The organism is Microbulbifer hydrolyticus (assembly GCF_009931115.1).
In the GTDB taxonomy this organism is placed as follows: domain Bacteria; phylum Pseudomonadota; class Gammaproteobacteria; order Pseudomonadales; family Cellvibrionaceae; genus Microbulbifer; species Microbulbifer hydrolyticus.
In genome coordinates this window covers 3,242,513-3,268,078 of sequence record NZ_CP047491.1, presented here as the reverse complement: position 1 = coordinate 3,268,078, position 25,566 = coordinate 3,242,513, and the positions used below count along the sequence as shown (strand labels likewise).

At 58.6% G+C, this 25,566-nt stretch carries 23 protein-coding genes; 17 read left to right on the top strand and 6 right to left on the bottom strand.

Annotated elements, in window-relative coordinates:
• Nucleotides 1-136: 136 nt before the first annotated feature.
• A complete protein-coding gene (locus GTQ55_RS14015) occupies nt 137-1,201 on the bottom strand; it encodes a FecR family protein (protein ID WP_161859303.1) in 1,065 nt (354 codons plus the stop codon).
• Between the two features lie 423 nt (nt 1,202-1,624).
• Nucleotides 1,625-2,152: an RNA polymerase sigma factor gene (locus tag GTQ55_RS14010; RefSeq protein ID WP_161859302.1), complete on the bottom strand. Its 528-nt coding sequence runs from the start codon at nt 2,150-2,152 to the stop codon at nt 1,625-1,627.
• A gap of 331 nt (nt 2,153-2,483) precedes the next feature.
• Here GTQ55_RS14010 and dnaX point away from each other — a divergent pair, with 331 nt between their 5' ends.
• From dnaX to GTQ55_RS13960, 10 genes are all read left to right on the top strand, one after another.
• The gene (gene dnaX / locus GTQ55_RS14005) at nt 2,484-4,592 is read left to right on the top strand and encodes a DNA polymerase III subunit gamma/tau (protein WP_161859301.1); all 2,109 of its coding nucleotides are present in this window, start codon (nt 2,484-2,486) and stop codon (nt 4,590-4,592) included.
• A gap of 84 nt (nt 4,593-4,676) precedes the next feature.
• Entirely contained in the window at nt 4,677-5,024 is a 348-nt protein-coding gene (locus GTQ55_RS14000) for a YbaB/EbfC family nucleoid-associated protein (RefSeq protein ID WP_161859300.1), read from the top strand.
• A 73-nt stretch (nt 5,025-5,097) separates the two neighbouring features.
• Complete coding sequence (recR, locus tag GTQ55_RS13995; protein WP_161859299.1) at nt 5,098-5,700, top strand: recombination mediator RecR; 603 nt, start codon at nt 5,098-5,100, stop codon at nt 5,698-5,700.
• Nucleotides 5,700-6,860 carry a ribonuclease D gene (gene rnd, locus GTQ55_RS13990; protein ID WP_161859298.1) on the top strand — a complete coding sequence of 387 codons (1,161 nt, stop codon included), beginning with the start codon at nt 5,700-5,702 and terminating at the stop codon, nt 6,858-6,860. Before recR ends, rnd begins: the two co-directional genes overlap by 1 nt.
• On the top strand, nt 6,857-7,147 hold the full coding sequence (locus GTQ55_RS13985; protein ID WP_161859297.1) for a YcgL domain-containing protein: 291 nt from the start codon (nt 6,857-6,859) through the stop codon (nt 7,145-7,147). Before rnd ends, GTQ55_RS13985 begins: the two co-directional genes overlap by 4 nt.
• A gap of 11 nt (nt 7,148-7,158) precedes the next feature.
• On the top strand, nt 7,159-7,611 hold the full coding sequence (locus GTQ55_RS13980; RefSeq protein WP_161859296.1) for a YcgN family cysteine cluster protein: 453 nt from the start codon (nt 7,159-7,161) through the stop codon (nt 7,609-7,611).
• 65 nt (nt 7,612-7,676) lie between these two features.
• Nucleotides 7,677-8,042, top strand: coding sequence for a hypothetical protein (locus GTQ55_RS13975; protein WP_161859295.1), 366 nt, complete (start codon nt 7,677-7,679; stop codon nt 8,040-8,042).
• A 281-nt stretch (nt 8,043-8,323) separates the two neighbouring features.
• Nucleotides 8,324-9,004 carry a YEATS-associated helix-containing protein gene (locus GTQ55_RS13970; RefSeq protein ID WP_161859294.1) on the top strand — a complete coding sequence of 227 codons (681 nt, stop codon included), beginning with the start codon at nt 8,324-8,326 and terminating at the stop codon, nt 9,002-9,004.
• Between the two features lie 171 nt (nt 9,005-9,175).
• Nucleotides 9,176-10,021 carry an AAA family ATPase gene (locus GTQ55_RS13965; protein WP_161859293.1) on the top strand — a complete coding sequence of 282 codons (846 nt, stop codon included), beginning with the start codon at nt 9,176-9,178 and terminating at the stop codon, nt 10,019-10,021.
• 17 nt (nt 10,022-10,038) lie between these two features.
• On the top strand, nt 10,039-11,220 hold the full coding sequence (locus tag GTQ55_RS13960; protein ID WP_161859292.1) for a vWA domain-containing protein: 1,182 nt from the start codon (nt 10,039-10,041) through the stop codon (nt 11,218-11,220).
• A gap of 359 nt (nt 11,221-11,579) precedes the next feature.
• On the opposite strand, the gene GTQ55_RS13955 is transcribed toward GTQ55_RS13960, so the two are convergent.
• Nucleotides 11,580-13,061 carry a peptide MFS transporter gene (locus GTQ55_RS13955; RefSeq protein WP_183946659.1) on the bottom strand — a complete coding sequence of 494 codons (1,482 nt, stop codon included), beginning with the start codon at nt 13,059-13,061 and terminating at the stop codon, nt 11,580-11,582.
• Nucleotides 13,062-13,317: 256 nt separating this feature from the next.
• Between GTQ55_RS13955 and hrpA the strand changes: the two genes are divergently transcribed.
• From hrpA to GTQ55_RS13920, 7 genes are all read left to right on the top strand, one after another.
• The gene (hrpA, locus tag GTQ55_RS13950; protein WP_183946657.1) at nt 13,318-17,217 is read left to right on the top strand and encodes an ATP-dependent RNA helicase HrpA; all 3,900 of its coding nucleotides are present in this window, start codon (nt 13,318-13,320) and stop codon (nt 17,215-17,217) included.
• Between the two features lie 265 nt (nt 17,218-17,482).
• Nucleotides 17,483-17,839 carry an HvfA family oxazolone/thioamide-modified RiPP metallophore gene (locus GTQ55_RS13945; RefSeq protein ID WP_161859291.1) on the top strand — a complete coding sequence of 119 codons (357 nt, stop codon included), beginning with the start codon at nt 17,483-17,485 and terminating at the stop codon, nt 17,837-17,839.
• Nucleotides 17,840-17,963: 124 nt separating this feature from the next.
• Nucleotides 17,964-18,845 carry an HvfB family MNIO-type RiPP peptide maturase gene (locus tag GTQ55_RS13940; protein WP_161859290.1) on the top strand — a complete coding sequence of 294 codons (882 nt, stop codon included), beginning with the start codon at nt 17,964-17,966 and terminating at the stop codon, nt 18,843-18,845.
• Nucleotides 18,835-19,650, top strand: coding sequence for an HvfC family RiPP maturation protein (locus GTQ55_RS13935; RefSeq protein ID WP_161859289.1), 816 nt, complete (start codon nt 18,835-18,837; stop codon nt 19,648-19,650). The genes GTQ55_RS13940 and GTQ55_RS13935 overlap by 11 nt, the downstream gene beginning before the upstream one ends.
• A 177-nt stretch (nt 19,651-19,827) precedes the next feature.
• Nucleotides 19,828-20,793 (top strand): MlaA family lipoprotein, encoded by a 966-nt coding sequence (locus GTQ55_RS13930; RefSeq protein ID WP_237567684.1) that lies wholly within the window; start codon nt 19,828-19,830, stop codon nt 20,791-20,793.
• 69 nt (nt 20,794-20,862) lie between these two features.
• Nucleotides 20,863-22,113 (top strand): PP2C family protein-serine/threonine phosphatase, encoded by a 1,251-nt coding sequence (locus GTQ55_RS13925; RefSeq protein WP_161859288.1) that lies wholly within the window; start codon nt 20,863-20,865, stop codon nt 22,111-22,113.
• A 403-nt stretch (nt 22,114-22,516) separates the two neighbouring features.
• Nucleotides 22,517-23,041 carry an STAS domain-containing protein gene (locus GTQ55_RS13920; protein ID WP_161859287.1) on the top strand — a complete coding sequence of 175 codons (525 nt, stop codon included), beginning with the start codon at nt 22,517-22,519 and terminating at the stop codon, nt 23,039-23,041.
• 49 nt (nt 23,042-23,090) lie between these two features.
• Here the strand turns inward: GTQ55_RS13920 and GTQ55_RS13915 are convergent, their stop codons facing one another.
• The 3 genes from GTQ55_RS13915 to dusA form a co-directional block, all read right to left on the bottom strand.
• Complete coding sequence (locus GTQ55_RS13915) at nt 23,091-23,552, bottom strand: tellurite resistance TerB family protein (RefSeq protein WP_161859286.1); 462 nt, start codon at nt 23,550-23,552, stop codon at nt 23,091-23,093.
• 61 nt (nt 23,553-23,613) lie between these two features.
• The gene (tal, locus tag GTQ55_RS13910) at nt 23,614-24,558 is read right to left on the bottom strand and encodes a transaldolase (RefSeq protein ID WP_161859285.1); all 945 of its coding nucleotides are present in this window, start codon (nt 24,556-24,558) and stop codon (nt 23,614-23,616) included.
• Between the two features lie 44 nt (nt 24,559-24,602).
• Entirely contained in the window at nt 24,603-25,538 is a 936-nt protein-coding gene (gene dusA, locus GTQ55_RS13905) for a tRNA dihydrouridine(20/20a) synthase DusA (protein WP_237567931.1), read from the bottom strand.
• Nucleotides 25,539-25,566: the final 28 nt, after the last annotated feature.

The following is a 25,566-nucleotide window of genomic DNA, read 5'->3' as shown; positions in this document are numbered from 1 at the left end:
TCTTCTCATCCCACCCGCAAATCCGGTGCGATCGGCGGCCGGATACAGCAGTTTATTTCTGTTTAATAGTGTGGTGTGGGTGATCGGCAAGCTTTTGGCTAAAAAAAGAACGATCACCCGGGGTGGGATTTATATCTTAGTTGGGCTTGGCTGACAAGAGAGTCAGGTTGGGGTCGCTGTGGTCCTGCGCGAGGTCGAGCGCCGTGGCGATCGCAGAAAGGGTGCTTTCCGGGTCTGTCAGCTCGAAAGTGCCGGACAGGGTCTGGTCGCTGACTCCGGGAGCTGCTGCTGCCGGAACCTTCAGGTAGCGGTTGAGTTCTTCCAGGGCTTCGCTGAGTGGTGTCTCATCGAAGACCAGCTGGCCGTGCGTCCAGTCCAGCGCTTCCTCCGGCGATGTGTGGCCTACCGTAGAAAGGCCGTTGTTGGACACGCTCACTTTCTGGTTGCGGGTCAGTTTGACGGACTCAGGCTGCAGGCCGCTGGCGGTGCGAGCTTCGCTCACCGCGACGGTGCCGCCGGTGACGGATACCCGGGTGTTGTCCGGGTTGCGCTCTACGTTGAACTGGGTTCCCAGTACGCGAATGTTCGCACTGCCGGCAGCCACGGTAAATGGGCGCGAGGTCTGGCGCGCGACGTCGAAGAAGGCTTCACCGCGCAGCAGCTGGGTGCGGCGCTCATCCCGGCTGAAATTGACGATCAGCTCGGAGTTGGTGTTCAGTTTGACCTCGGATCCATCGGCCAGTGCGATGGTGCGGGTTTCGCCGATGGCGGTGGTGTACATTTGTTGTTGAACCGGAGCCTGCTGAAGCCACTGGTTGCCGATCCAGAGCGCAATGCCCAGGCAGGCAGCTACGGCGCTTCCGCCCATCAACCACTGGGGGAGGTTCCAGCCTGTATTATCGTTAGCGGCACGGGAAGCGCGCGCGGGGCGCTCGGGTTTCACCTGCTCGCGGTGTTCGGAGCTGGGTACGCTTTCGGGATAGAGTTCATCCAGCGGAAGGTGTGAAAGGACGCCGAGGTCGCCCCAGAGCTCCGCCATTTCGTCAAAGGCCTGGCGATTGGCGGCGCATTCGGACATCCATTCGGCAAAGGCACGGCGGTCAGCAGCGCTGGGCGCATCGGAACGCAGGCGAGCGATCCAGGCGCATGCCTGATCCAGCCTGTCTTCCGTGGGTACATGTTGTACTTCCTGAGAGTTCACCGCACTTAATACCTTGTGTTCCGATAATCAGTTTAACTGCCTGTCAAAGTTGTCATTTGAAGGATTAATGCCTCCCGGCACTTTCCGACGCCATTTTTTGACCAATTGCACCAATATGGTGCTCTTTGGTGGCGCTCAAATCAACTTTTTATCTGTCTTGTGCAATTTTTGCGATAAATCGCCATAAAATTTAGCACATATTGTCTACGGAGTCCGTATTTTCTTGCTTGGATACCGTTGCTCATAAGTAAGACGAACCATCGCCTTACTCCCTCAAACAATTTCCATATTATTTGCTGCAAGGCGGTGCACTCATCTGGTTCAGTGCGCCAAAGTTGTTCAGCGCGTATTTACGCGCAGCCAACGCCTTGCCTGGCCCGGTAGTGTGACGTTATGAATCGATGGTTGAGATGCGGTAGTGGACTATAAGTTTCCGACTTTTTTTCGGCACGCCTTCAGGGCCTGCAGTATGTACTTCTCCACGCTGCTCACGGAAATGTTCATTTCATGGGCGATTTCGGAATAGGAGAGTCCGCGGCTGCGGTGCAGGAGGAATGCCTGGCGGCATTTCAGGGGCAGGCTGTCCATGGCCTCATGGATGGCCTGCAGCTGTTGCCGGGCGGCCAGGACCCGCTCGGGCGACTGATGGAACGCATGGTCGTCGTCGGTGGCAGTAGCGCCTTCCGCCGGCAATTGCTGATTAATGTACTCGATATGGAGCTTGCCCCGGCGCAGTTGATCCACAGCCAGATTGTTGGCGATCTGGAACAGGTAGGCGCGGGGATTATCGAGATCTTTCTCGTCACTGAGCTTCTGCAGGCGCAAGTATGCGTGCTGGGCAATATCTTCAGCGTCTTCGGTGCTGCGCACAATGCGGGTAATGAAGCGCACCAGTGCTTGGCCGTGATCGGCAAACAGCTTCTCCAGAAGTGTCTTCCGGGCTTTATTCATCAGTCAGCGGAATCCCCATACAGCGCTCGTCGTGATTGTTGTTCTGGTTGCTTTGTTGCGAGCTCGGGCAAGTTATAACACAGGCGTACAGCAATCGACGAGTGGTCGTTAAGACACGACGAGATGACCGGAACAGAGAAGCTGCTTCATTTAGAGGGTATGGCAAGGCGCGTGGCCGGCAGCCAGTCTGGCAGCGCATTTGGCAGGACCCGTGGCGGGTCACTATTCCTGCGCGTTGATGCCGGTATAATGGCCGACTTCTTGGATGCCGGCACCGGCACATATCCTTTAAACCGTGTTAAACCGTGGCACCAACAGGTGCGGAGAGCGAATGAGTTATCAAGTACTGGCGCGTAAATGGCGGCCGCGACTGTTCCGGGAGATGGTGGGGCAGGAGCATGTGCTACAGGCCCTGATCAACGCCCTGGATAACAATCGCCTGCACCACGCCTACCTGTTTGCCGGTACCCGGGGGGTGGGCAAGACCACCATCGCGCGGATCCTGGCCAAGTGCCTGAACTGTGAAACCGGCGTCAGCTCCGAGCCCTGCGGTCAATGTTCGGTGTGTACGGAAATCGCCGACGGCCGTTTCGTCGACCTGATTGAAGTGGATGCCGCGTCCCGCACCAAGGTGGAAGATACCCGCGAGCTGCTGGAGAACGTCCAGTACGCGCCCACCCGGGGCCGATACAAGGTGTACCTGATTGACGAGGTGCACATGCTCTCCAACAGCTCGTTCAACGCGCTGTTGAAGACGCTCGAGGAGCCGCCGCCCCACGTCAAGTTCCTGCTGGCCACCACCGACCCGCAAAAACTGCCAGTGACCGTGCTGTCCCGCTGCCTGCAGTTCAACCTCAAGAATATGAGCCCGGAGCGTGTGGTAGAACATCTGCGCTTCGTGCTGGAAAAAGAGCTGGTGCCGTTTGAAGAGGCCGCACTCTGGCATCTGGGGCGCGCCGCAGACGGCAGTATGCGTGACGCTATGAGCCTCACAGATCAGGCGATCGCGTTTGGTGGTGGCAAGATCAGTGAGGCCGAGGTGCGGGCGATGCTCGGTACCCTCGACAGTACGCTGGTGTGGAAGCTGATCAGGGCACTGGCTGAAGAAAACCCGTCGGCCCTGTTTGCGGCGGTTGACGAGCTCTCCCAGCAGGCCCCCGATTACAGTGCGGCGCTGGCAGAGCTCGCCGCCATTCTGCACCGTATTGCAATCGCCCAGGTATTGCCCGGGGCGATTGATAATGCGCTGGGTGATGCCGAGCAGCTGCAGCATCATGCCGCCTCCATGGCAGGGGAGAACGTACAGCTGTTTTACCAGATGGCGCTATTGGCACGCCGTGACCTGCCCCTGGCGCCGGATCCCCGCGGCGGGTTTGAGATGGCACTGTTGCGGATGCTCGCGTTCAAGCCGCAGGGGGTCGCGAACATACCCACGGCAACGTTGTCGGGCGCAGGCCAGCCTGCCCCCCAGGCGGCGCCAGCTGCCCGGCCTGCCGAAGGTGCCGCACCATCGCCAGAAATGACACCGGCAGCGCAAGCCGCTAATACTGGTGCGCAAGTCATGCCGCAGCAGGCTCCCCAGCCCCCACAGGTGTCATCCGCAGATATTTCGCCGTGCGAGGCGCCAGTGCCAGCAGCACCCCCGGGCGCAGAACAGGCGGCGCCCGTATCTGCTCCGGTACCGGTAGACGACGCGCCTCCCTGGTCTGAGGATCCCGAGCCGCAAATGTCGTCTTCCGGGGAGGGCGCCCACGAAAAAAAGCCGGTAGCTGATGCTCCGCCGCAGTACGCTGCGGCGGAGGCACCCGTGCCGCAACCACCGCAGAGAATGCCTCAGGAAGTAGAGGCGCCTGCGGAGGCATCGACTGCCGATGTCGGGGCGGTTGGTGCTGCCCCGCATCGGGCGGACGACCGTGCGGCAATGCGCGAGCGCCTGCGTCAGCAGGTGGCGAATGTAGAATCGACACCGAGCCAGGCGTTTCAGCCGGAAGTGGAGGTTGCACCGCAACCCGCCGTTGAAGAGGTTCCGGCGGTTCCCGCTGCGCGCCTTGATGCGCTGTCTCCCGGCAGCTGGCCGGCGATGTATCCACAAGTTGGTGTGACCGGTATCCTCCACTCCATTGCCTCGCACCTGGAGTTACTGGGGCGGCAGGACAATATACTGTCCTTTACCCTGGATCAGTCCTTCAGCAGTCTGTACGACGAAGGCCACCAGCGCCGTCTGGCGGATGTGCTCGGGGATTTCTTCGGCCAGCCGGTCACAGTCCAGATTCAGGTGGGCGAAGTGCACGGTGGCACACCCGCGCGACTGATTGCTGCGACCAGGGAAGCACAGCTGCTTTCCGCCCGCGATGCGCTGAATAAAGACCCCCTGGTGCATGAGTTGCAAACCGAACTGGGGGCGCAACTGGTCCCCGAGTCGGTCGAGTTTCTCGGCTGAATTCTGTCTCGGGCACAGAGTCGTAGCCCGGGTACAGCAATTGATGAACGTTATGAATGTGTTGAGTGAACGGTGGGTTCCAAGATGAAAGGTTTTGGCGATTTGATGCAGCAGGCCCAGAAGATGCAGGCCGACATGCAGGAACGCATGGAAAAAATGCAGAAAGAACTGACGGAGCTGCGCGTAACCGGTGAGTCCGGTGCGGGTATGATCAAGGTCACCATGAATGGTCGTCACGACGTGGTGGATGTCAGTATCGACCAGAGTCTGCTCGGCGAAGACAAAGAGATGCTGGAAGACCTGCTGGCCGCTGCGGTCAATGACACCGTGCGCCGCGTAGAGGAAGTGACGCAGAAATTGCAGAAAGAACAGATGGGCGGCCTGGCGTCAGGTATGAATCTGCCGGAAGGTTTTAAATTCCCCTTCGGCTGAAGCGCACTCTGCCCATGAAATTCCCGGGCCCGGCATGGGCCCTTTTTCTTTTTATTATTATCGAACACACACTATGTTCAGCCCCCTGATTGAAGACCTGATCCGCGCATTGCGTTGCCTTCCCGGTGTCGGTCCCAAGTCCGCCCAGCGCATGGCCATGTACCTGCTGGAAAAAGACCGGGATGCCGCGGGCCTGCTGGCCAGTTCCCTGCAGCAGGCAGTGGAGAAGGTCGGCCGCTGCAGCCGCTGCCGTACACTGACGGAACAGGATGTCTGTTCGTTGTGTCACAACCCCCGCCGCGATCACACATTGCTCTGCGTGGTGGAAACACCGGCGGATGTGCTCGCGATTGAGCAGGCGGGGAATTATCACGGGCTGTATTTTGTGTTGCACGGGCACCTTTCTCCCATCGACGGTGTCGGCCCCGCGGACCTTGGCCTGGATTTGCTGGGTGAACGGCTTGGGGAACAAGTGGAGCAGGGTATCAGTGAACTGATCATTGCCACCAACCCGACGGTCGAAGGTGAGGCAACCGCACAGTTCATTGCCGAGCGCGCCCGCGCCAAAGGGGTGGCGGTCAGCCGCATCGCACACGGTGTACCGATCGGCGGTGAACTGGAATACATAGACGGCGGCACCCTGGCGCACGCCTTCAACAGCCGCACGGTGTTGTAATGATGGATCAGAAAAAAAGCACTCCGGTGTTTGAGCGGAAACTGGTCGATACCGCGCCAGTCTGGATAGACAGCGATGAACAGCTCAAAGAGCTGTGTGACCGGCTGCATACGCAGGGTGCGGTGGCGCTGGATACGGAATTCATGCGCAGCCGTACTTTTTACCCGCTGCCGGCATTGGTGCAGCTGGGGGATGGCAAGCGCTGTTACCTGATCGACAACCTCGCCATCGATGACCTTGAGCCCCTGCGTGCGCTGTTGCTGGATTCCCGTGTGGTGAAAATCATGCACAGCTGCAGCGAAGACCTGGAAACTCTGGATCGGTTACTGGGGGTGGTACCGGAACCGATTTTCGACACCCAGATAGCTGCAGCCATCAGCGGAATGGGGGCCGGCCTCGGCTACGCAGCCACGGTCAGCCAGTTGTTGCAGATCGACCTCCCCAAGAGCGAAACCCGATCGGACTGGCTGCAGCGGCCGCTCAGCGAATCCCAGAAGAATTACGCCGCACTAGACGTTGCCTGGCTGCCGCTGGTTTATGCCATGTTGCTGAAAAAACTGCGCGAACAGGATCGGCTGGACTGGTTGTGGGAAGACTGTAACGCGATTGTTCAGGCCGCCCACACACCAGAATCCCCGGAGTCGTATTACCGCAAGGTCAAAGGTGCCTGGCGGCTGCGCCCCAATCAGCTGGCGGTACTGCAGGACCTGTGTGCCTGGCGGGAGCGGGAAGCGCGCGTACGCAATATGCCTCGCAACCATCTGCTGAAAGAAAATGTGTGCATGAGCCTGGCCCAGGCCATGCCCAAATATCTGGCCACTCTGTCGCAGCCGGGGCTGGAAGGTAAAACCTTGCGCAAGTACGGCGACACCCTGCTCGAGATCATCAACCGGGCCAGTGAGCGCGACGATTTGCCGCCGCGCCTGCCGCAACCGCTCAATCGCGAGCAGGGCGAAGTCCTGAAGTTACTGCGCAACAAGGTCAACGCGCTGGCTGAAGCCGCTGGTTTGCCGCCAGAGATCCTGGTGCGGAAAAAAGAACTGGAGCTTCTGGTGCAGGCGGATAAGCCTGAGCTGGAAGGCCGCCTGCAAGGCTGGCGCCGTGCGATCGTCGGCGAGCCCCTGCTTGAAGAACTGCAATCCCTGAGACAAAGCCAGTGAAAGTCCTCTGTGATATCTACCGCAGCCCGCGGGAACAAGAAATGTACCTGTATGTGGAAAAGCAGCAGGGGCTGAGTGGTGTGCCGGAAAAATTGCTGGCGCTGTTCGGGAAGCCGGTGCACGTCACCACCATGTTGCTCACTGGCGAACGTAAACTTGCACGCGCGGATGTGGAAAAGGTCATGCATGCGGTGCAGGATCAAGGCTACTATTTGCAGATGCCGCCGGTAGTGGACGATGAAATGCGGGCGATTGCCGCGCAGAACAGCAAGCTCCCCCGGGGCTGAGCGGGTTATTTGTGGTAAGCCAACGGCCGTTTTGGCAGCGTAAATCCCTGGCGGAAATGACCGCGGCGGAATGGGAGTCCCTCTGTGACGGCTGTGGCCGCTGTTGCCTGCACCGTCTGGAAGAGGAAGAATCCGGTGAGGTGTTTACCACCTGCGTGGCCTGCAAATTACTGGATACGCACAGCTGCCGCTGTAGCGATTATCCACATCGAAAAAAACAGGTCCCGGACTGCATTCAGCTAACGCCGGAGGACGCCGCGGGCTTTACCTGGCTGCCGGCCACCTGCGCCTATCGCATACTTGCGCAGGGTGGGCAGTTGCCGGACTGGCATCCACTGGTATCCGGTGATCCGGATAGCGTGCATAGGGCTGGTATTTCGGTGCAGGACAAGGTGATCAGCGAAGAGGGTGTGAACCCGGACGACTTCGAGGATTACATTATTACCTGGGTAGACGACGACTGACGGCACCCGGCCGTATTACCGGGAAAAACCTTTACCAACGTGGAAATACAAAAGCGAAGCAAAGCATGGCGGAAGAATTCAAAATTGCCTGGGCAGTATACGCAGGCGGCGTGGTTATCCTGCTGGCCGCGGGCTGGTGGTTTATGCGCAACTGGAGCTGGTCCTGGGTGCGTAACCTGATTCTGCTGGAAGCGGCCACCTTGTTACTGGTCCCGGCCCGTGGTACCGCGCCCGATGGTCCCCTGACCCCGGTTCTGCCCCTGTTTGTCTACCAGACCGTGTTTGAGGAAGAGGGCGCAACACCGGAGGTATCCGCCAGCCTGGTGTTTGCCGCTGCCGGGGCTTTCGCGGTGATGTTGATTGTGGGCATCATGATGCTGATGGTGCGCCGACGCAAAGACCGCCCAATGACTGAGAGTGACCAGTACTGATTGTCCATATCTTTTAATCGGCGCCAGTTAACCGCGTAGGCGATAACTGGCGCCAATTCCTTTCCTCCGCTGTATTCTGCAGCTTCCGACCATCGCACTAACTGCTATATCTAATAGAGCCCGCAGCAATCTCCTCCGCCTTTATTCGCCGTTGGAGCCTTCGACAGTGCGGCGCCGAATGGCACTTACGCCAGGACGCACAAATCGGAAACGGCCTGGAAGCCGAAGAAAAACGCACAAAACACAATAGTGCCTGCAGTGCATGGGATAAAGGGACAGGGATGCTCGATCACCTGCTTATACTGACCGCCGTTATGCTGGTTTCCGGTATCCTCGGTGGCTTGGTCAACTACTACCAGATGCTATTTACCGAGGAAGACCCGGCAGGTCTGGCGCGCTGCCTGATCATGGGCCTGTGCGGCGCCCTGATGGTGCCCATTTTCCTCAAATTCACCCAGAGTGACTTGTTGATCGAAATTCAGGGCGACCCATCCCGTCTTCTGATCTTCACCGGGTACTGCCTGCTCGCTGCCATCGCCTCACGTATGTTCGTTTTCAATGCCGCCCGCCGGCAGTTGCGGGACGCGAGCATTGCGCGTGCGCGGGTGGAAAACCTCGAGCAGGAAATCCGCGCGATGCAGCTTGAAATGATGCCGCTGCTCGAACACGAGATTGAAGGGGACCCGGACCAGGGGCCGACGCTGGACTTCAACCAGATCCGTAAGCTGGATGACAATGCTTTGCATGTATTGAGCCTGCTGAATAACGGCGACTGTGTTTTCCGCTCGCTCGCTGGCATGGTGCAGGAAGGCAATATGGAGACCAACTCCGTAGCCCGTGCACTCAACAGCCTGCTGGTGCTGGAGATGGTGGGTAAAATTCACAGTCATCTGGGCATCCGCTGGTACATCACCGACAAGGGCCGCCAGGTGGTTCGCCGCCGCCGCGCCGAGGTCGCCTGATCGTCGCCCGGTTCTTCATTCCTGGCAGTCTGTGACTGCTTATTCTATTTTGGTCGCATTTCGTCCGGATGCGGCCGCTGCCGTCATTTAATCTGACCGTTTCCGCCTTTGGCGCCTCCCCGTGCTTCCTTTACCATGATTGCTTTTCGACCACAGGAATTCGGAGCGGCTATGAAATTCACCGGAACCGACAGTTACGTTGCCACGGACGATCTGCAAATGGCGGTGGACGCAGCAGTTACCCTGCAGCGCCCGCTGTTGATCAAGGGGGAGCCCGGCACCGGCAAGACGCTGCTGGCGGAAGAGGTGGCAAGCAGTCTTGGTCTGAAGCTGATCCAGTGGCATATCAAGTCCACTACCAAGGCCCAGCAGGGCCTCTACGAATACGATGCGGTATCGCGCCTGCGGGACTCCCAGCTGGGGGTGGACCGGGTGCACGATATTGGCAACTACATCAAGAAGGGCAAACTGTGGGAGGCCTTTGAGGCCGACGAGCGAGTGGTGTTGCTGATTGATGAAATCGACAAGGCGGATATCGAATTCCCCAACGACCTTCTGGTGGAAATCGACCGTATGCAGTTTTATGTATACGAAACCGGCGAGACGATTACGGCCAGGCAGCGCCCGATTGTCATCATCACGTCCAACAATGAAAAAGAGTTGCCGGACGCATTCTTGCGCCGCTGCTTTTTCCACTACATCAGTTTCCCCGACCGTGCGACGATGCAAAAAATTGTCGATGTGCACTACCCGGATATCAAGAACGCGCTGGTTGCGGAGGCGATGGATATCTTCTTCCAGATCCGCGATGTGCCCGGCCTGAAAAAGAAACCTTCCACCTCTGAGCTGATTGACTGGCTCAAGCTGCTGATGGCCGATGATATTTCAGAAGAGGTTCTGAAGAACCGGGATACCAGCTCCGCTATTCCACCGCTGTACGGTGCCCTGCTGAAAAACGAGCAGGACGTGCATATGCTGGAACGCCTGGCATTTATGGCCCGCAGAGAAAACCGCTAACGCGCACAGGGAAGCCCATGCTGATCGGATTTTTCCTGAACCTTCGCCGCTATGACCTTCCGGTATCCATCACCGAGCTGCTCTCGTTGCTGGAAGCCCTGCAGCAGCGGCTGGTGTACGCCAACCTGGATGATTTCTATTTTCTTGCCCGCACCTGCATGGTCAAGGACGAAAAACATTTCGATAAATTCGACCGCGCCTTTGCCGCCTACTTCAAGGACCTGGAATCGCTGGACGACATCCTCGAGCAGATGATTCCGGAAGATTGGCTGCGTGCTGAATTCATGAAGCAGCTAAGTGAAGAAGAAAAGGCAAAAATCGAGTCCATGGGCGGGCTTGAAAAGATGCTGGAGGAATTCAAAAAGCGGCTCGAAGAACAAAAGAAAAAGCACAGCGGCGGCAACAAGTGGATCGGCACCGGTGGCACCAGTCCCTTTGGCAATAGCGGTTACCATCCCGGCGGTATCCGCGTGGGCGGGCAGAGTCGCAACAAGTCTGCATCCAAGGTGTGGGAGAAGCGCCAGTTCCGCAATCTGGACGATAGCGTCAGCCTCGGCACTCGCAATATTCAGGTAGCGTTGCGCAAGCTGCGCAAGTTCGCCCGCAGCGGTGCCGCGGAAGAACTGGACCTCGACAACACCATCCGCTCCACCGCCCGCAACGCCGGCCTGCTGGACATCAAAATGGTACCGGAACGCCACAATGCGGTGAAAGTGCTGATCTTTTTCGACGTCGGTGGTTCCATGGACCCCTACGTGAAACAGTGCGAGGAACTCTTCTCCGCCTGCCGCAGCGAGTTCAAGCATCTGGAATATTTCTATTTCCACAACTTCGTGTACGAGCATGTGTGGAAAGACAACCACCGCCGCTATTCAGAGTCCACTCCTTTGGTGGAAATACTGCGGACCTATGGCAAAGACTACAAGGTGATATTCGTCGGCGACGCCTCCATGGCCCCCTACGAAATCACCAGCCGTTTCGGCAGTGTTGAGCACATGAACGAAGAGCCTGGTGCGGCCTGGATGCAGCGGGTCACCAACACTTACGAAAAACTCGTGTGGCTAAACCCCACGGCGGAAGAGTACTGGCAGTACACCGCCAGTATTGGCATGACCCAGAAATTGGTAGACCGGCATATGTACCCGATGACGATTGAAGGGCTGGATAGGGCGATTGCTTACCTGGTTAAGGGGCGCTGAGGACCTTGGGTGGGTGGCTTGAATTCCTCTAGTGGCGGCCAAGCACCGGGTACGGGTTTTCAGGACCGCTGTGAACCCATCCCTGGGCGCTGCGGCGCAAACATCCTGTTTGCGACGCTCCTGAAAACCCGTACCCGGCACTCCGCCTTCATATCTAAGCCTTCACTACGAGCCAAAATTTACAGATTACAGGGAAAATGGTTTGCTGAAGGCCAGGTTCCGGAGGAAGGTTTTCAGGAGCGTCGGCGACAGGGACGTCGCCGACGCAGCGTACAGGGATGTATACACAGCGGTCCTGAAAACCTTCCTCCGGTGCCTGGCCGCCACGGGCTATCCTGCACTTCGCGGAGGTTGGAGTGTTACTCCCCAAACTTCCGTTGAGGCGCCACATCGTGGTCGGCGGTGATGCCGATTTCTTCCTGGGTGGTGTCTTTCACCACGGTATGCTCTTCTTCCGCACCGTGCATCCAGTCGACCAGTTTCTCACGGATAAAGAACAGAACCACCCCGGCGAGAATCGCTGCCGCGGCAACGCCACCAAAGGTCGCCAGCGGACCGGATTCGCCCACCAGCTTACCGATCTCCGCCGCACCCTTGTTGGCAATGCCGATAAAGGCAAACCACAAACCCATCATCACACTCAGATAACGTAGCGGAGCGAGCTTCGTCACCATCGACAGCCCGATCGGTGACAGGCACAGCTCGCCAATGGTGTGGAAAATATACGCCACCACCAGCCACCAGGGGCTCGCCTTTGCGGTTTCCGAATCCCCGATCTGCATCGCCGCACCCACCATCGCTAGAAAACCAAGCCCGAGGAAAATCAGGCCCAGGCTGAACTTTCCAGGCGAGGTCGGCTCGCGGGAGCCAAGGCCAACCCAGATGCTCGCCACAATCGGCGCAAGGATGATGATGAACAGCGGGTTGACCATCTGCAGCCAGCTCGCCGGAATTTCAAAACCGAAAATGTGCAGGTCCGTGTTGTACTTGGCAAACAGGTTCATCGAACCTGCCGCCTGTTCAAACCCGGCCCAGAAAATCACGGTAAACAGGCCCAGTACCAGGATTACCTTGATGCGGTCGCGTTCCTCCACCGTTAGCGGGCGCTTTTTCTCTTCGCCGCCAAGGTTCGGCTTCAGTCCCAGCTTCGCCGAAGGCTGATTGCCGATCTCGCCGAGCATCTTGTCTGCCTGGGTCATCTGCAGGATCAGGCCCAGCAACATACCAAGGCCGGCCACAAAAAATGCCAGCTGATAGTCCACCTTCTCGCCGATCCAGCCAATCACCAGATAGCCAAGAATCGAACCCAGGTTGATCCCCATGTAGAAAATCGTAAACGCCGTATCCCGGCGCTTGTCGCCCTCGTCGTAGAGGTCGCCCACCATGGTGGAAATATTCGGCTTGAAGAAGCCGTTACCGATGATCATCAGCGCGAGCCCGAGCCATAGCCCGTAGATCTCGGTGCCGTCCGGCAGCCACTTGTGGGGGAAGCCGAGGGCGAACTGCCCCAGCATCATCAGCACCCCGCCGAACATGATGCAGCGCCGCTGGCCCCACTTGTTGTCCGCCATCCAGCCGCCAATGATCGGCGTCAGGTACACCAGCATGGCGTAGGTACCCAGATAGCTCAGAGCCTTGGATTGAAGCTCGGTATCCGAAAGCGCATCCCAGCCAAAGGCCGCTGCCGCCGCTGTGGAGGTGAGGTAGAACACGAAGATCCCGCGCATACCGTAGTAGCTCAGGCGCTCCCACATCTCGGTTCCGAACAGCAGGTACAGCCCCTTGGGGTGCCCCATCATCTCCCCGGCGCTGGCCGGAGGTCTTGGCTTGAGGTCTTGCATCGGTACTCCTGTAGATTGCTCGCGCTGGCGACAGCCTGCCCACGTTGGTAGAGAGTGTTAAGCAGTGGTAATCACGGCTCACGTATTGGCATCAATTGGAAAAGTGTCGCGCACAGGGCCCGGTATGAGGGGTGTAATGCGCGCCATTGATCTGAGTATAGGTCAGGCGTAACGTTCGCAAGTTTAGGCACAGACCCCGGTAGTCCCCAGCGGGTATAATCGCCGGTTTGCCGTTTTCCTCTGAATAAGCAGTCATATGAGTCGAGAGTCCGCCAATTCCGATCTGCAGCAAGTTGAACAGTTGCTTCCCCAGTGCATGGGGCGCGACCGTTTTGAGCTGCAGCGCACCCTCAAGAATGCCCGCCGGCGCCTGAAGGAGGGCAAGCCTGCGGACCGGATGCTGGCACAGCTGGAGTCCCGGGTGGCCGCGTCGGTGGCGCTCGCCGAGGCGCGCCGGCAGAAGCTCCCCAAGGTGGAGTGGCCGGAGGCGCTGCCGGTGGTGGCGCGAAGAAAGGAAATCGCCGAACTGATTGCCGCCAACCAGGTGGTGGTGCTCGCGGGCGAGACAGGCTCCGGCAAGACAACCCAGTTGCCCAAGGTCTGCCTGGAATTGGGGCGCGGCATCTTTGGCCAGATTGGTCACACCCAGCCACGCCGGATTGCCGCACGTACGGTCGCCAACCGTATTGCGGAGGAGCTGGGGCAGTCGCTCGGTGATTCGGTTGGTTACCAGGTGCGCTTTACCGACCAGAGCACAGAGCACACCCACATCAAGCTGATGACCGACGGTATCCTGCTGGCGGAAATCCAGCGGGATCCGCTGCTCAACAATTACGACACCCTGATAATCGACGAGGCCCACGAACGCAGCCTGAATATCGACTTCCTGCTCGGTTACCTGAAAACCCTGCTGCCGCGGCGCCCCGACCTCAAGCTGATTATCACCTCTGCCACCATCGACCTGGAGAAGTTTTCTAAACACTTCGATGATGCGCCGATCATCGAGGTGTCCGGGCGTACCTACCCGGTGGATATCCACTACCGCCCACCGGCCGATAGCGATGCGGACCTGAATGAGCAGATTATCGGTGCGGTGGAAGAGTTACTGCATGAGGAGAGGTCCTCCCCTCGTCGCGGCGGTGACATCCTGGTTTTTATGAGCGGTGAGCGGGAAATTCGCGAGTGCGCCAAAGCGCTGCGGGATGCGCAGTTGCCCCACCTGGAAGTGCTGCCGCTATATGCCCGCCTGAGTCTCGCCGAGCAGAGTCGGGTGTTCGCGCCGCACAAAGGGCGGCGTATTGTGCTGGCCACCAACGTGGCCGAGACCTCCATTACCGTACCGGGCATCCGTTATGTGATTGACCCCGGAACCGCGCGCATCAGTCGCTACAGTTATCGCAGCAAAATACAGCGCTTGCCGGTAGAGGCCATTTCCCAGGCCAGTGCCAACCAGCGCGCCGGTCGCTGTGGCCGGGTCAGTGCCGGTGTCTGTATTCGCCTGTACGAAGAGACCGATTTTATCCAGCGCCCGGAATTTACCGATGCGGAAATCCTGCGCACCAACCTTGCGGCCGTAATCCTGCAAATGCTGCAACTGCGCATCGGCGATATCCGCGAATTCCCGTTTGTCGACCCGCCGGACCAGCGCCTGATCAACGACGGCTACAACCTATTGCAGGAACTGCAAGCGGTGGACGGCAAGGGCAAGGTCACCCAGCTCGGGCGCGCACTGTCGCGACTGCCGCTGGATCCGCGCCTCGGTCGTATGTTGATGGAGTCCGGACCCGCCGGCAGCCTGCGCGAGTTGCTGATTATTGTCAGCGCGCTGGCCGTGCAGGACCCTCGCGAGCGCCCGGCAGAAAAACGTCAGGCCTCGGATGAAAAGCACAAGCAGTGGCAGCACGAACAATCGGACTTCCTCAGCCTGGTGAACCTGTGGGATGGCTATGAAGCCCAGCGGCAGGAATTGAGTCAGAATCAGTTGCGCAAGTGGTGCCAGAAAAACTTTTTGTCCTGGCTGCGCCTGCGCGAATGGAGAGACATTCACCACCAGCTGCGTCTCGCCATACGCGACCTCGACCTGAAATTAAACCGGGAGCCCGCGAACTACGCCAGTGTGCACAAGGCGATTCTGCCCGGGCTGCTGGACAACATCGGCGTGCGTGATGAGAACAAGGAGTTTCTCGGCTGCCGTAACCGGCGTTTCCATATCTTCCCCGGCTCCGGCCAGTACAAGAAACCTCCACGTTGGGTGGTGGCGGCTCAGCTGCTGGAAACCAGCCGCCTGTTCGCACACACCGTGGGCAAGATCGAGCCGGACTGGGTGCTCGACTGTGCCGCACACCTGGTCAAACGCAACTACTTTGAGCCCCACTACAATCCGCGCTCCGGCGCAGTGATGGCGTTTGAGAAAGTCACCCTGTACGGCCTGGTCCTTGTTGATAAACAGCGCATTCACTTCAGCAAGCTCGATCCAGTGGTTGCGCGCGAGGTATTCATTCGCGAGGCACTGGTGGAACAGCGCTACCGCGGCAAGGGCAAATTTTTCCGGCATTACAAAGCGCTGCTGGAAGAACTGGAAGATCTCGAAGCAAAATCCCGCCGCCGCGACATCGTGGTGGACGACGAGGTGGTGTTCCGCTTCTTCGACGAGCGTGTGCCGGCGGAAGTGGTCAATCTTGCCGGCTTCGAAAAGTGGCGCAAGCAGGCGGAACAGAAAGACCCGGAGCTGCTATTCCTGCCGCGGGACCTGATGATGCTGCAGGATGCCGCACACGTGGGCGAGGCACAGTTTCCGGATTCGCTGACCAGTGGCGGTATCGAATACCCCCTCAGCTACCACTTTGAACCCGGCAGTATTGAGGACGGTGTCAGTATCCAGGTGCCCGTCGGAGCGCTGCACCAGGTCCCCGCCGCGCGCCTGCAGTGGGTAGTGCCGGGGATTCTTCGCGACAAGTGCATCGCACTGGTAAAAAACCTGCCCAAGCAATACCGCAAATATTTCGTGCCGGTACCCGCTGCGGTGGATAAAGCGCTGCCGCGTATGCAGCCCGGGAATACTCCGCTGTGGCAGGCGCTCGCCCACGAACTGAAACGCCAGACCGCCCAGGAGTTACCGGAAGACGCCTGGCTTCAGGCAGAGCAGGGCGTAGAAGATTTTTATCGCCTCAATATCCAGGTGCTGGATGAAAAAGGCCAGCTGCTGGACCAGGGACGTGATCTGGAAGCTCTGCAGGCGCGCTACCGCGACCGGGTACAGCAGGAACTGGCCAGCGCCGGTGACGACTTCGAGCGCGAGGGTATTACCGAGTGGGATTTCGGCAATCTGCCAGAAACCCACCAGCTCGATCAGGGCGGCCTCAAGGTGCGTGCCTATCCGGCATTGATCGCTGGGAAAGACAGCGTGGACCTGAAATTGCTCGACAACCCCGTTGAGGCACAGAGACACACCCGCGCGGGCATTTGCCGCCTGGCTATCCTGCACCTGCCGGAGCCAGTGAAGTACCTGCGCAAGGAGTTGCTGAAGGGCAAGGAACTCGGCCTGAGCGCTGCCGATCTGGGACGCCGGGAAGCGGTGGCAGACGACATCCTGATGGCCGCGGTACGCGAATGTTTCTGGGCCGATGAGAACTGGCCGCGCACCCAGGAAGCGTTTCTCGCTGCGCTGGCGCCGCGGGAAAAGTTGGTTGGTGTCGCCCAGGAGTTCGCCGACCTGCTGGTTAAGGCGCTTTCCCAGCTGGTACCCCTGCGCAAGCAGATCAAACAACAGAAAAACCTCGCCGTCGCGATGGCGGTCGGTGATATCAATCGCCAGCTAAGCGGCCTGTTTTATCGCGGGGTACTCTTCCATACACCACTGGAAATGCTGCGTCAGTACGGTCGCTACCTGAAAGGGATCGAGCTGCGGCTGGAAAAAGCCGCACTTGATCCCAACCGCGACCGGGTGCTCACCGCTGAATTCCAGGAGGCGGAGGAGCCCTACCTGGCCGCTGCGAGTAAATCGGAACCGGTGTTGATGGCCGGCGATGCCGGAATGGTCCAGTACCGCTGGATGCTGGAAGAGTTCCGCATATCCCTGTTCGCGCAATCGCTGAAAACCCTGATGCCGGTTTCCATCAAGCGCCTGCGCAAGTTCTGGGCGGACCGGAATGGTTGATCATCCAGTTTGCTGTTTTTTTCGTAAGTTGCCGGTGTAAGAAAGCCTTTGCAGCAGCGACTGAACAAGAGGTCGCTGCTGAGATGGCCACTTTCGGACCTGGTTCACACTATGGGGAAAGGCATTGAACCTGTATTCTGAACCGCTGGTCTGACTGAGGGGGCAAATCAGTCTCGGGAAACTATAATCCGGGAGCGGCGGTTTTCGCGCCGTATGCGTGAAGTGAAGAGTCCTCAACAACTGGAATTCCAACAGGAGATCAACCATGAACAAAAAGAACCTGCCGATCGCAGCCGCCGTGAGCGCTGCCTTTATTGCCTCCGCCACCATGAGCGCCTCTGCGGCCGCTAACCCATTCACCGCGACCGAGCTGACCGCCGGCTACAACCTGAAAATGGCCGATGACGACGGTAAGAAGAAAGAAGGTAAGTGCGGCGAAGGAAAATGTGGCGAGAACAAGAAAAAAGAAGGTAAGTGCGGCGAAGGTAAATGCGGAGAGGGTAAGAAAAAAGAAGGCAAGTGCGGAGAAGGTAAAAAGAAAGAGGGAACTTGTGGAGAAGGTAAAAAGAAAGAGGGAACTTGTGGCGAAGGTAAAAAGAAAGAGGGGACTTGTGGCGGCTGATCACCCTTTCTCAATAGGTATCGGTCACGGTCCGGCCTGGTGCCGGGCCGTTGTCGAATTAATGATAGTGAAAAATAACGCCCCGCGTTAATGGGGTGAGAGAACAGGAACCGGGGCTCCCGCAATGAGTGAATCGCACCAGTACCCCGTTCAGGGCGCCGGCCTGGGCCTGCGCCGTTCCATGAAGGGAGAAATCCTGACCCCTGAGCATGTCGACTTTCTCGAAGTTGCGCCGGAAAACTGGATCGGCGTGGGCGGCGCCTATGGCCGCTGGTTTCGTGAATTCACCGAGCGCTTTCCGTTTGTCATTCACGGCCTCTCCCTGTCGATTGGTGCGCCAGACCCGCTTGATGAGCAGCTTGTGCATGCCATCAAACAGTTTATGCGGGATCACAATATCCGCTGTTACAGCGAACACCTGAGTTATTGCTCCGACCAGGGTCACCTGTATGACCTGTTGCCGATCCCCTTTACCGAGGAGGCTGTGCACTATGTGGCAGGCAGGATACGGCGGGTGCAGGAGATTCTGGAGCAGCGTATCGCCATGGAGAACGTTTCCTATTACGCCGCTCCCGGGCAGGAAATGTCCGAGCTGGAGTTCCTGAATGCGGTATTAGAAGAGGCCGATTGCGACCTGCTGTTGGACGTTAACAATATTTACGTCAACGCCATCAACCATCGCTATGACCCGGAAGCCTTCCTGCTGGGGTTGCCCGCGGAGCGCATTCGCTATGCCCATGTGGCAGGGCACTTCGATGAGGCAGAAGATCTCAAGGTGGACACCCACGGTTCACCGGTGATCGACCCCGTGTGGCAGCTGCTTCAGCGCGCTTATCGGGCGTTCGGCCCAATCCCGACTCTATTGGAGCGGGATTTTAATATTCCCCCACTGCCGGAGTTGTGTGAGGAAGTGGCGCGCATTCGCAGTTTTCAGGCGTCCGCGGCGTGCGGTGCGCGGGGCGCGAACCTGCTGCGTCCCGCAGCGGAGGTGTCCCATGGGCGCTGAAAAGGAAGCGGGCTTCCAGTTGATGCAGGGCTACTTTACCGCGCATCTGCGAGCGCCGGATCAGGTGGCGGCACCGGCGGGTATTGAAGAGCGCCGTATGGGCATTTACCGGGACCTGATTTACAACAACATCGAATCTTTCATCGCAAGCGGCTTTCCAGTATTGCGCAGTATTTTCGATGATGAGCGCTGGCACGCGATGGTGCGCGACTTTGTGCATCGGCATCATTCCCGCAGCCCGTATTTTCTGCAGATCAGTGAAGAGTTCCTGCAGTATCTACAGAGCGAGCGCGCGACGAGCCCGGCGAGCAAGCAGGACCCTCCGTTTATGCTCGAGCTTGCGCACTATGAATGGGTGGAGTTGGCGCTGGATGTAAGCGAAGAGCAATTCCCCGGCGATCTGGCGCGTGAATACACCGATGAGCAGTTGTTGAATTGGGTGCCGGTTGCCTCGCCCCTGGCGTGGAACCTCACTTACCAGTTCCCGGTGCATCACCTGGGGCCGGCATGTCAGCCCGTCGATCCGCCGCAAACCCCCACATTTCTGGTTGTTTACCGCAACCGTGCTGATACAGTCGCGTTCCTTGAGGCCAATGCCGTCACTTCGCACTTGTTGTCGCTGATTCAGTCGCACGGTGAGGGAAGTGGCGAGCCGGCATCCGATGCCTTAACAGGACAAGCGCTGCTGCAGCGTCTCGCTGCGGATATTCACCATCCTCAACCGGAGCAGTTGGTGGCGTTTGGCAAGGACATTTTGAAAAAACTGCACAGCCTGGACATCCTCGCAGGCTTCAGGCGGGGGTAACCCCAGGCCTGGGCCTGTATAAACGGCAACAAGTCGACCGTTGCTATTTAATCGACCAACGCGCTTGGCCAAAACTGCCACCTGCTATGCTGGCTAGGCGGCCAATGGTAATATTGCGAAAACGGAAATACAGATTCTGGTTTGAAAAATCGAATTAATTTTGCGAGGAGCAGGGAATTGCTTGAGCGCACACACGTAATTGCCTGGGTGCTGGCCGCCATATTGTCGGCGCCCCTGGCCATGGCGCAGGACGCGTCGGATCCATTTGAGGAGCTCCCGGACGATGCTCCCGCCGCCACCTCTCCCAAGAAGCCGGAGAGTGAAACCACTTCCGAAGAAACTGCTTCCGATGCCGCTGAAGTTGATGATTTTGGCGCCCCTTCAGAGGGGGAGGCCGAGGAAGCGGGTACCGGAACAGAATTCGAAGATGACTTCGCCTCTGAGTTTGAAGATGAGTACGGGTTTGACCCGGCCGGCGAGTTTTCCAGCGAAGAGGAGCCGGAAGATCGCGATCCCTGGGAAGGGTTTAATCGCGCCATGTTCCGCTTTAATGACACCGCGGATCGTTGGTTCCTGAAGCCTGCGGCAATCAGCTACCGTCAGGTCACCCCGATTTTCATGCAGACCGGGATTTCCAACTTTTTCTCCAACCTGCACGAAATCAATAACGTGCTGAACAATGTCCTGCAATGGAAGTGGGGGCAGGCGGGCAATGATACCGGCCGCTTCCTGGTAAACAGCACCGTCGGCCTTGTCGGGCTGTTTGATGTCGCGCAGCATATGGGGCTGGAACCCAGTGACGGTGAAGACTTCGGGCAGACACTGGCGGTATGGGGCATGCCATCCGGACCCTATCTGGTGGTGCCCTTCCTGGGGCCGTCCACCGTGCGCGATGTGCCCGGTGAGGTGGTTGAGTGGTATACCAACCCGCTCAGCTATGTTGATGACAACGCCGTAGAATACACGTTCAAAACCGTCGATCTGCTGCAAACCCGTGCGAGCTATTTGCAGGCCGAGGCCCTGCTTCAGGGCGATCGCTACGTGCTGATGCGCGACGCGTATTTGCAGCGGCGGGAATTCCTGATCAACGATGGCGAGCAGGAAGACGACTTTGGTGGCGACCTGGATGAATACGATTTCTGATTCGCACTTCATGCTACCGTCACCCATAGCTTGCGGGTGTCAGCCATTTCCTATCGCAGGGGCGCCGTTATGAGCGCCCCGACGCATGATTGCACCTCTGACCCTTCCCCCTCTACCGGCACCTCTCAGCCGGACCGCGAACGTCATACCTTACTTCTGATTGACCCGGATTCTCCGCCCTGCAAGCTGGTGCAAAGTGCGCTGGAGCGGCTCGGGTATGCCGTAACTGTGCGAGATAATGGCGTCCAGGCTATCGGCGAGTTCACCTCGGAAGAATACCAGCTGGTAGTCACCGACCTGCACCTTCCGGATATGGGCGGGCTGGAAGTGCTGCGCAAGGTGAAACACCTGTCGCCGGATACGCCGGTAATGGTGCTGGCTTCGGACAGTGAAGTGGACGACGTGGTGCAGGCTCTGCGTCTGGGCGCGAGTGATTACTTGCTCAAACCCATCGCCGACGAGGGCGTGATTGATCACGCGGTAACGCGAATCATGGAGGCGCGCGATCTCGCGGCGGAGAATCGTAAATACCGCGAGCAGCTGGAATCGCGCAACCGCGAGCTGAATGAGCACATAGAACTGTTACAGCGGGACCACGAGGCCGGGCGGCAGTTACAGCAACACCTGCTACCGCGCACACCCTATGAGTATCCGGCGGGGATCAAAGCCGAATACCGGTTGTTGCCGTCGCTGTATTTGAGTGGCGACTTCATTGATTACGGCCTGTTCGGTGAGCGTTTTGTCGCTTTTTACCTGGTGGATGTATCCGGGCACGGCGTTTCTTCCGCGCTGGTCACCGCATTGATCAAACACAGCATCATGCACCTGTTGCGCGAGCGTCCGCTGTTCAGCCAGCTGAATACCCTCGACCAGGATCTCACCGAAATCCTTGAAATGATCAACCGCGAGTTGCTTTCCACTCGGCTCGACAAGCATGCCAGTATGTTTGTGGGCGTGGTGGATAGCCGTGCTCGCCAGTTGCACTATGCGGTAGCGGGGCAGGTGCCCATGCCCGTTCTGGTGACCAGTGACGGCGCCGAATGGCTCGGTGGAAAAGGACGCCCGCTGGGACTGTTTCAGCATGGGGGTTGGGAGGTGCGCCACTGTAGCCTGCCGGCAAGCTGGCGGCTGGTAGCCTGCTCCGACGGCGTACTGGAGCTGTTGCCCGGCGACCTGCTGCAGAAAGAAGAATGCCTGCTGCAGACAATCGACCGCAGCCGTGGCGACCTCGGCAGCCTGTGCGCCGCTCTCAAAGTCGATACCGCCGAATCCTTCCCCGACGACATTACCATTCTTACCCTGCGCCAGGACGAGCGTTAAGCGCCAAACAGGCCCGTTTCTTGCTGGACCTTTTTCGTTCCTGACCAGTGCAATTGCGCCTGATACATTCCGGCCTGCCGTAAGTACGGGGTGCTGATATTCATGGGCTGTTCATGAAATGTATCGGAAACTGGCCCCGTGAACAGGTTTTTCTGAGGTGTGTGGATAGCCCGGAAACATAAACTACCGGACTTTCCGGTCACACCTGTTAACTGGTTCACACTGGTCTTGTCAGCACCTGTGGGCAGGAGTAAGCTCCGCCCAACTTCTGGCCCTTCGCACGGATCTACGGATCGGCGGCTTTTGGGCTAGGCTTGCACAAGGAACTGTGCCGCGGCCACAAGCCGCAAATCATCCACTCGCCCCTGGCTCGGGACAAGAGCAGGGTGCGTTAGAGGTTACTATGCAGTCCGGGCAGATAATGGTTGGCGACCACCAGGGCATCTACGTGGTGAAACTGGTGGGCGACGTACGCCTAAATCTATGTACGTCTTTTGATAATTTTATCGACAAGATGTTTTCCCACGGCGAATTCCGCGGTGTGGTGTTCGATATGCACGACACAGATGGTGTCGATAGCACCACGCTGGGGTTGATGGCTAAGATCGCTTTCCGCAGCGCAGAGCGCAACGGCGGCAAGCCTCTTGTGCTTTGTGAAGATCGCGGTCTCCTGCACCTGCTGGACTCCATGGGCTTCGAAGAGCTGATGGATATTTCCAGTGATGCCGATAATGATGCATACCAGGTGGAGCCTGCACCACTAAAGTGCAATGCGCCGGATGAACACACCGCCCGCGACATGGTGCTGGAAGCGCACCGTGTGCTGATGAGTATGAACGAGCAGAACGAAGCTACGTTCCGGGACCTGGTGCATGCGCTGGAGACAGAGCAAGACGCACAGGACGCCAAGTCAGTGGTCAATCACTAAATGCCGTTCGGCATCTCGCTGTTACCCCATTTTCTCAAATTGATGACCTTTACTCGGTGAGACCACCATCCCGGGCCTCGGCGCGCGCGCGGGTAAACAGCCCGTGGGGCAGGTAGATCAGCTCGGATACGCGCCGGATCAGATGTTCCTCGAACGCGTCGATCTCCCCATCCGCGAAGGCGACCTCCCACATCTGCTTCACCAGCAGATACTTGTCCCGCTCACTGAAGTTGTCGTTGACCGTCTGTGTGAACTCGTAAAGCGAAGTGGCCTCGTGCCGCTCTGTCAGCGCCTGCTCCACCATCCCGCGGGCGGTCTCTTCGTCCAGCTGGTAGTGTTCCCGCAGCAGGCGCACCAGGGCAGAACGCTCGCGCTCATCCACCTTCTGGTCCGCCGTGGCGATTTCTGCCATCAGTGCCGCACTGATCATGCGCACATCTTTCTCCGTCTGTACTTCCACACTCTCCCCACGGCCAATCTGGTCGAACAGTTTGCGAATCTGTTGCAGCATGGTAGAGGTTCCTTCTTCAGTAACAGCGAATGATGGCGTTGGCATTCCGTAGGCGAGGGCGTTACCGCGACTGTTGCAGCAGCGCCTCCAGCTTCAATTGATCGGCGACAAAGTTGCGGATGCCTTCCGCCAGCTTTTCCGTCGCCATCGCGTCGGCATTGAGCTGGTAGCGGAACTCCGGCTCCTGCATCGTACTGGCGGGGCGCTCCTGGCTGGCGATGTCGCTGCTCAGGCCATCGGCGAGGGTGCCGGTGTCGTCCTGAAGCTCCTGTAACAGTTGCGGGCTGATGGTGAGCTTGTCGCAGCCGGCCAGCGCTTCGATCTCCCCGGTGTTGCGAAAACTCGCACCCATGACGATGGTGGGGTACTCGCGCGACTTGTAGTACTCGTAGATGCTGGTGACGGAAAGTACACCGGGATCATCGTTCGCAGTGTAGTCATCGCGCCCGGTGCTGGCCTTGTACCAGTCGAGAATACGGCCCACAAACGGAGAGATCAGGGTGACCCCGGCTTCCGCGCAGGCAATGGCCTGGCTCTCGCTGAACAGCAGCGTCAGGTTGCAGTGAATACCCTCGTGCTCTAGCACGGATGCAGCGCTGATACCTTCCCAGGTAGAGGCGAGCTTGATCAGTACGCGCTCGCGCCCGATTCCCGCCTGCTCGTACAGGGCAATCAGCTGGCGGGCGTAGTCGATACTGGCCGCGGTATCGAAAGAAAGGCGTGCGTCCACTTCGGTGGAAACAACCCCGGGCACGATCTGCAGAATTTCGTGGCCAATGGCCACGGCAAGCTTCATGGACGCGAGCGAGATCCCACCGCCGCCTTTCTGCTCGGCCCAGGCGAGGGAGTCTTTCAGGTGTTGCTCGTACTGGGGAAGTTGCGCCGCCTTGTACAGCAGCGAGGGGTTGGTGGTGGCATCTTCCGGTTGGTAGCGGCGAATGGCTTCAATATCGCCGGTATCCGCCACAACCAGACTGCGCTTTTTGAGTTGATCAAGTTTATTCATTTTCCCCACTTCCTTTTTGAAGACTGATTCTTTCTGTGCGCTGATTACGCGGCGACCGTCACCAGGGCCAGTGCCTGTTCCAGCACTTCCGGCCCCGCGCCGGCGGTGTGTGCGTGCTCACTCAGGTGCCGGCGGAAGCGCCGCGCACCGGGAACCCCCTGGAAAAGCCCCATCATATGTCGCGTAATATGATTCAGCCGCTGCCCGCGTGCGAGTTCGCGCTCGATATACGGCAGCATATTGTGTATGACCTCAGCCGGGGTTGGCCCGGGCTCGCCACCAAACAGCGCCGCATCCACATCCGCGAGCAGACCGGGTGTCTGGTAGGCCGCGCGTCCGAGCATAACACCATCGAGTTGCTGTAAATGTTCACGGCACTCGTCCAGTGTGTTGATGCCACCGTTGAGCACAATTTCCAGCTCGGGGTAATCCCGTTTCAACTGGTACACCATATCGTATTTGAGCGGCGGTACTTCGCGGTTTTCCTTGGGGCTCAAGCCGTTCAGCCAGGCTTTGCGGGCATGCACGATAAAGGTGGTGATACCGGCGCCGGCCTGGGCTTCCACAAACCGAGTCAAGCCGGCGTAATCTTCCATGTCGTCGATGCCGATGCGGTGCTTCACGGTGACGGGAATCGACACTGCGCTTTTCATTGCACCCAGGCACTCCGCCACCAGATCCGGCTCCGCCATCAGGCAGGCGCCGAAGCGGCCACGCTTGACCCGATCACTGGGGCAGCCGCAATTCAGGTTCAGCTCACTGTAACCCCACTGTTCTGCAATCTGCGCACAGCGTGCCAGGTCTTCCGGATCACTGCCGCCGAGCTGCAGCGCCACTGGTTGCTCCTCCACATTGAAATCCAGGTGGCTCTCCTGGTCGCCAAACAGGATCGCGCCGGTGGTGACCATTTCCGTATAGAGCAGCGCATGCTTGCTGAACTGCCGCCAGAAATAGCGGCAGTGCCGGTCGCTCCAGTCCATCAGCGGTGCAGTGCAGAAGCGGTGAGAG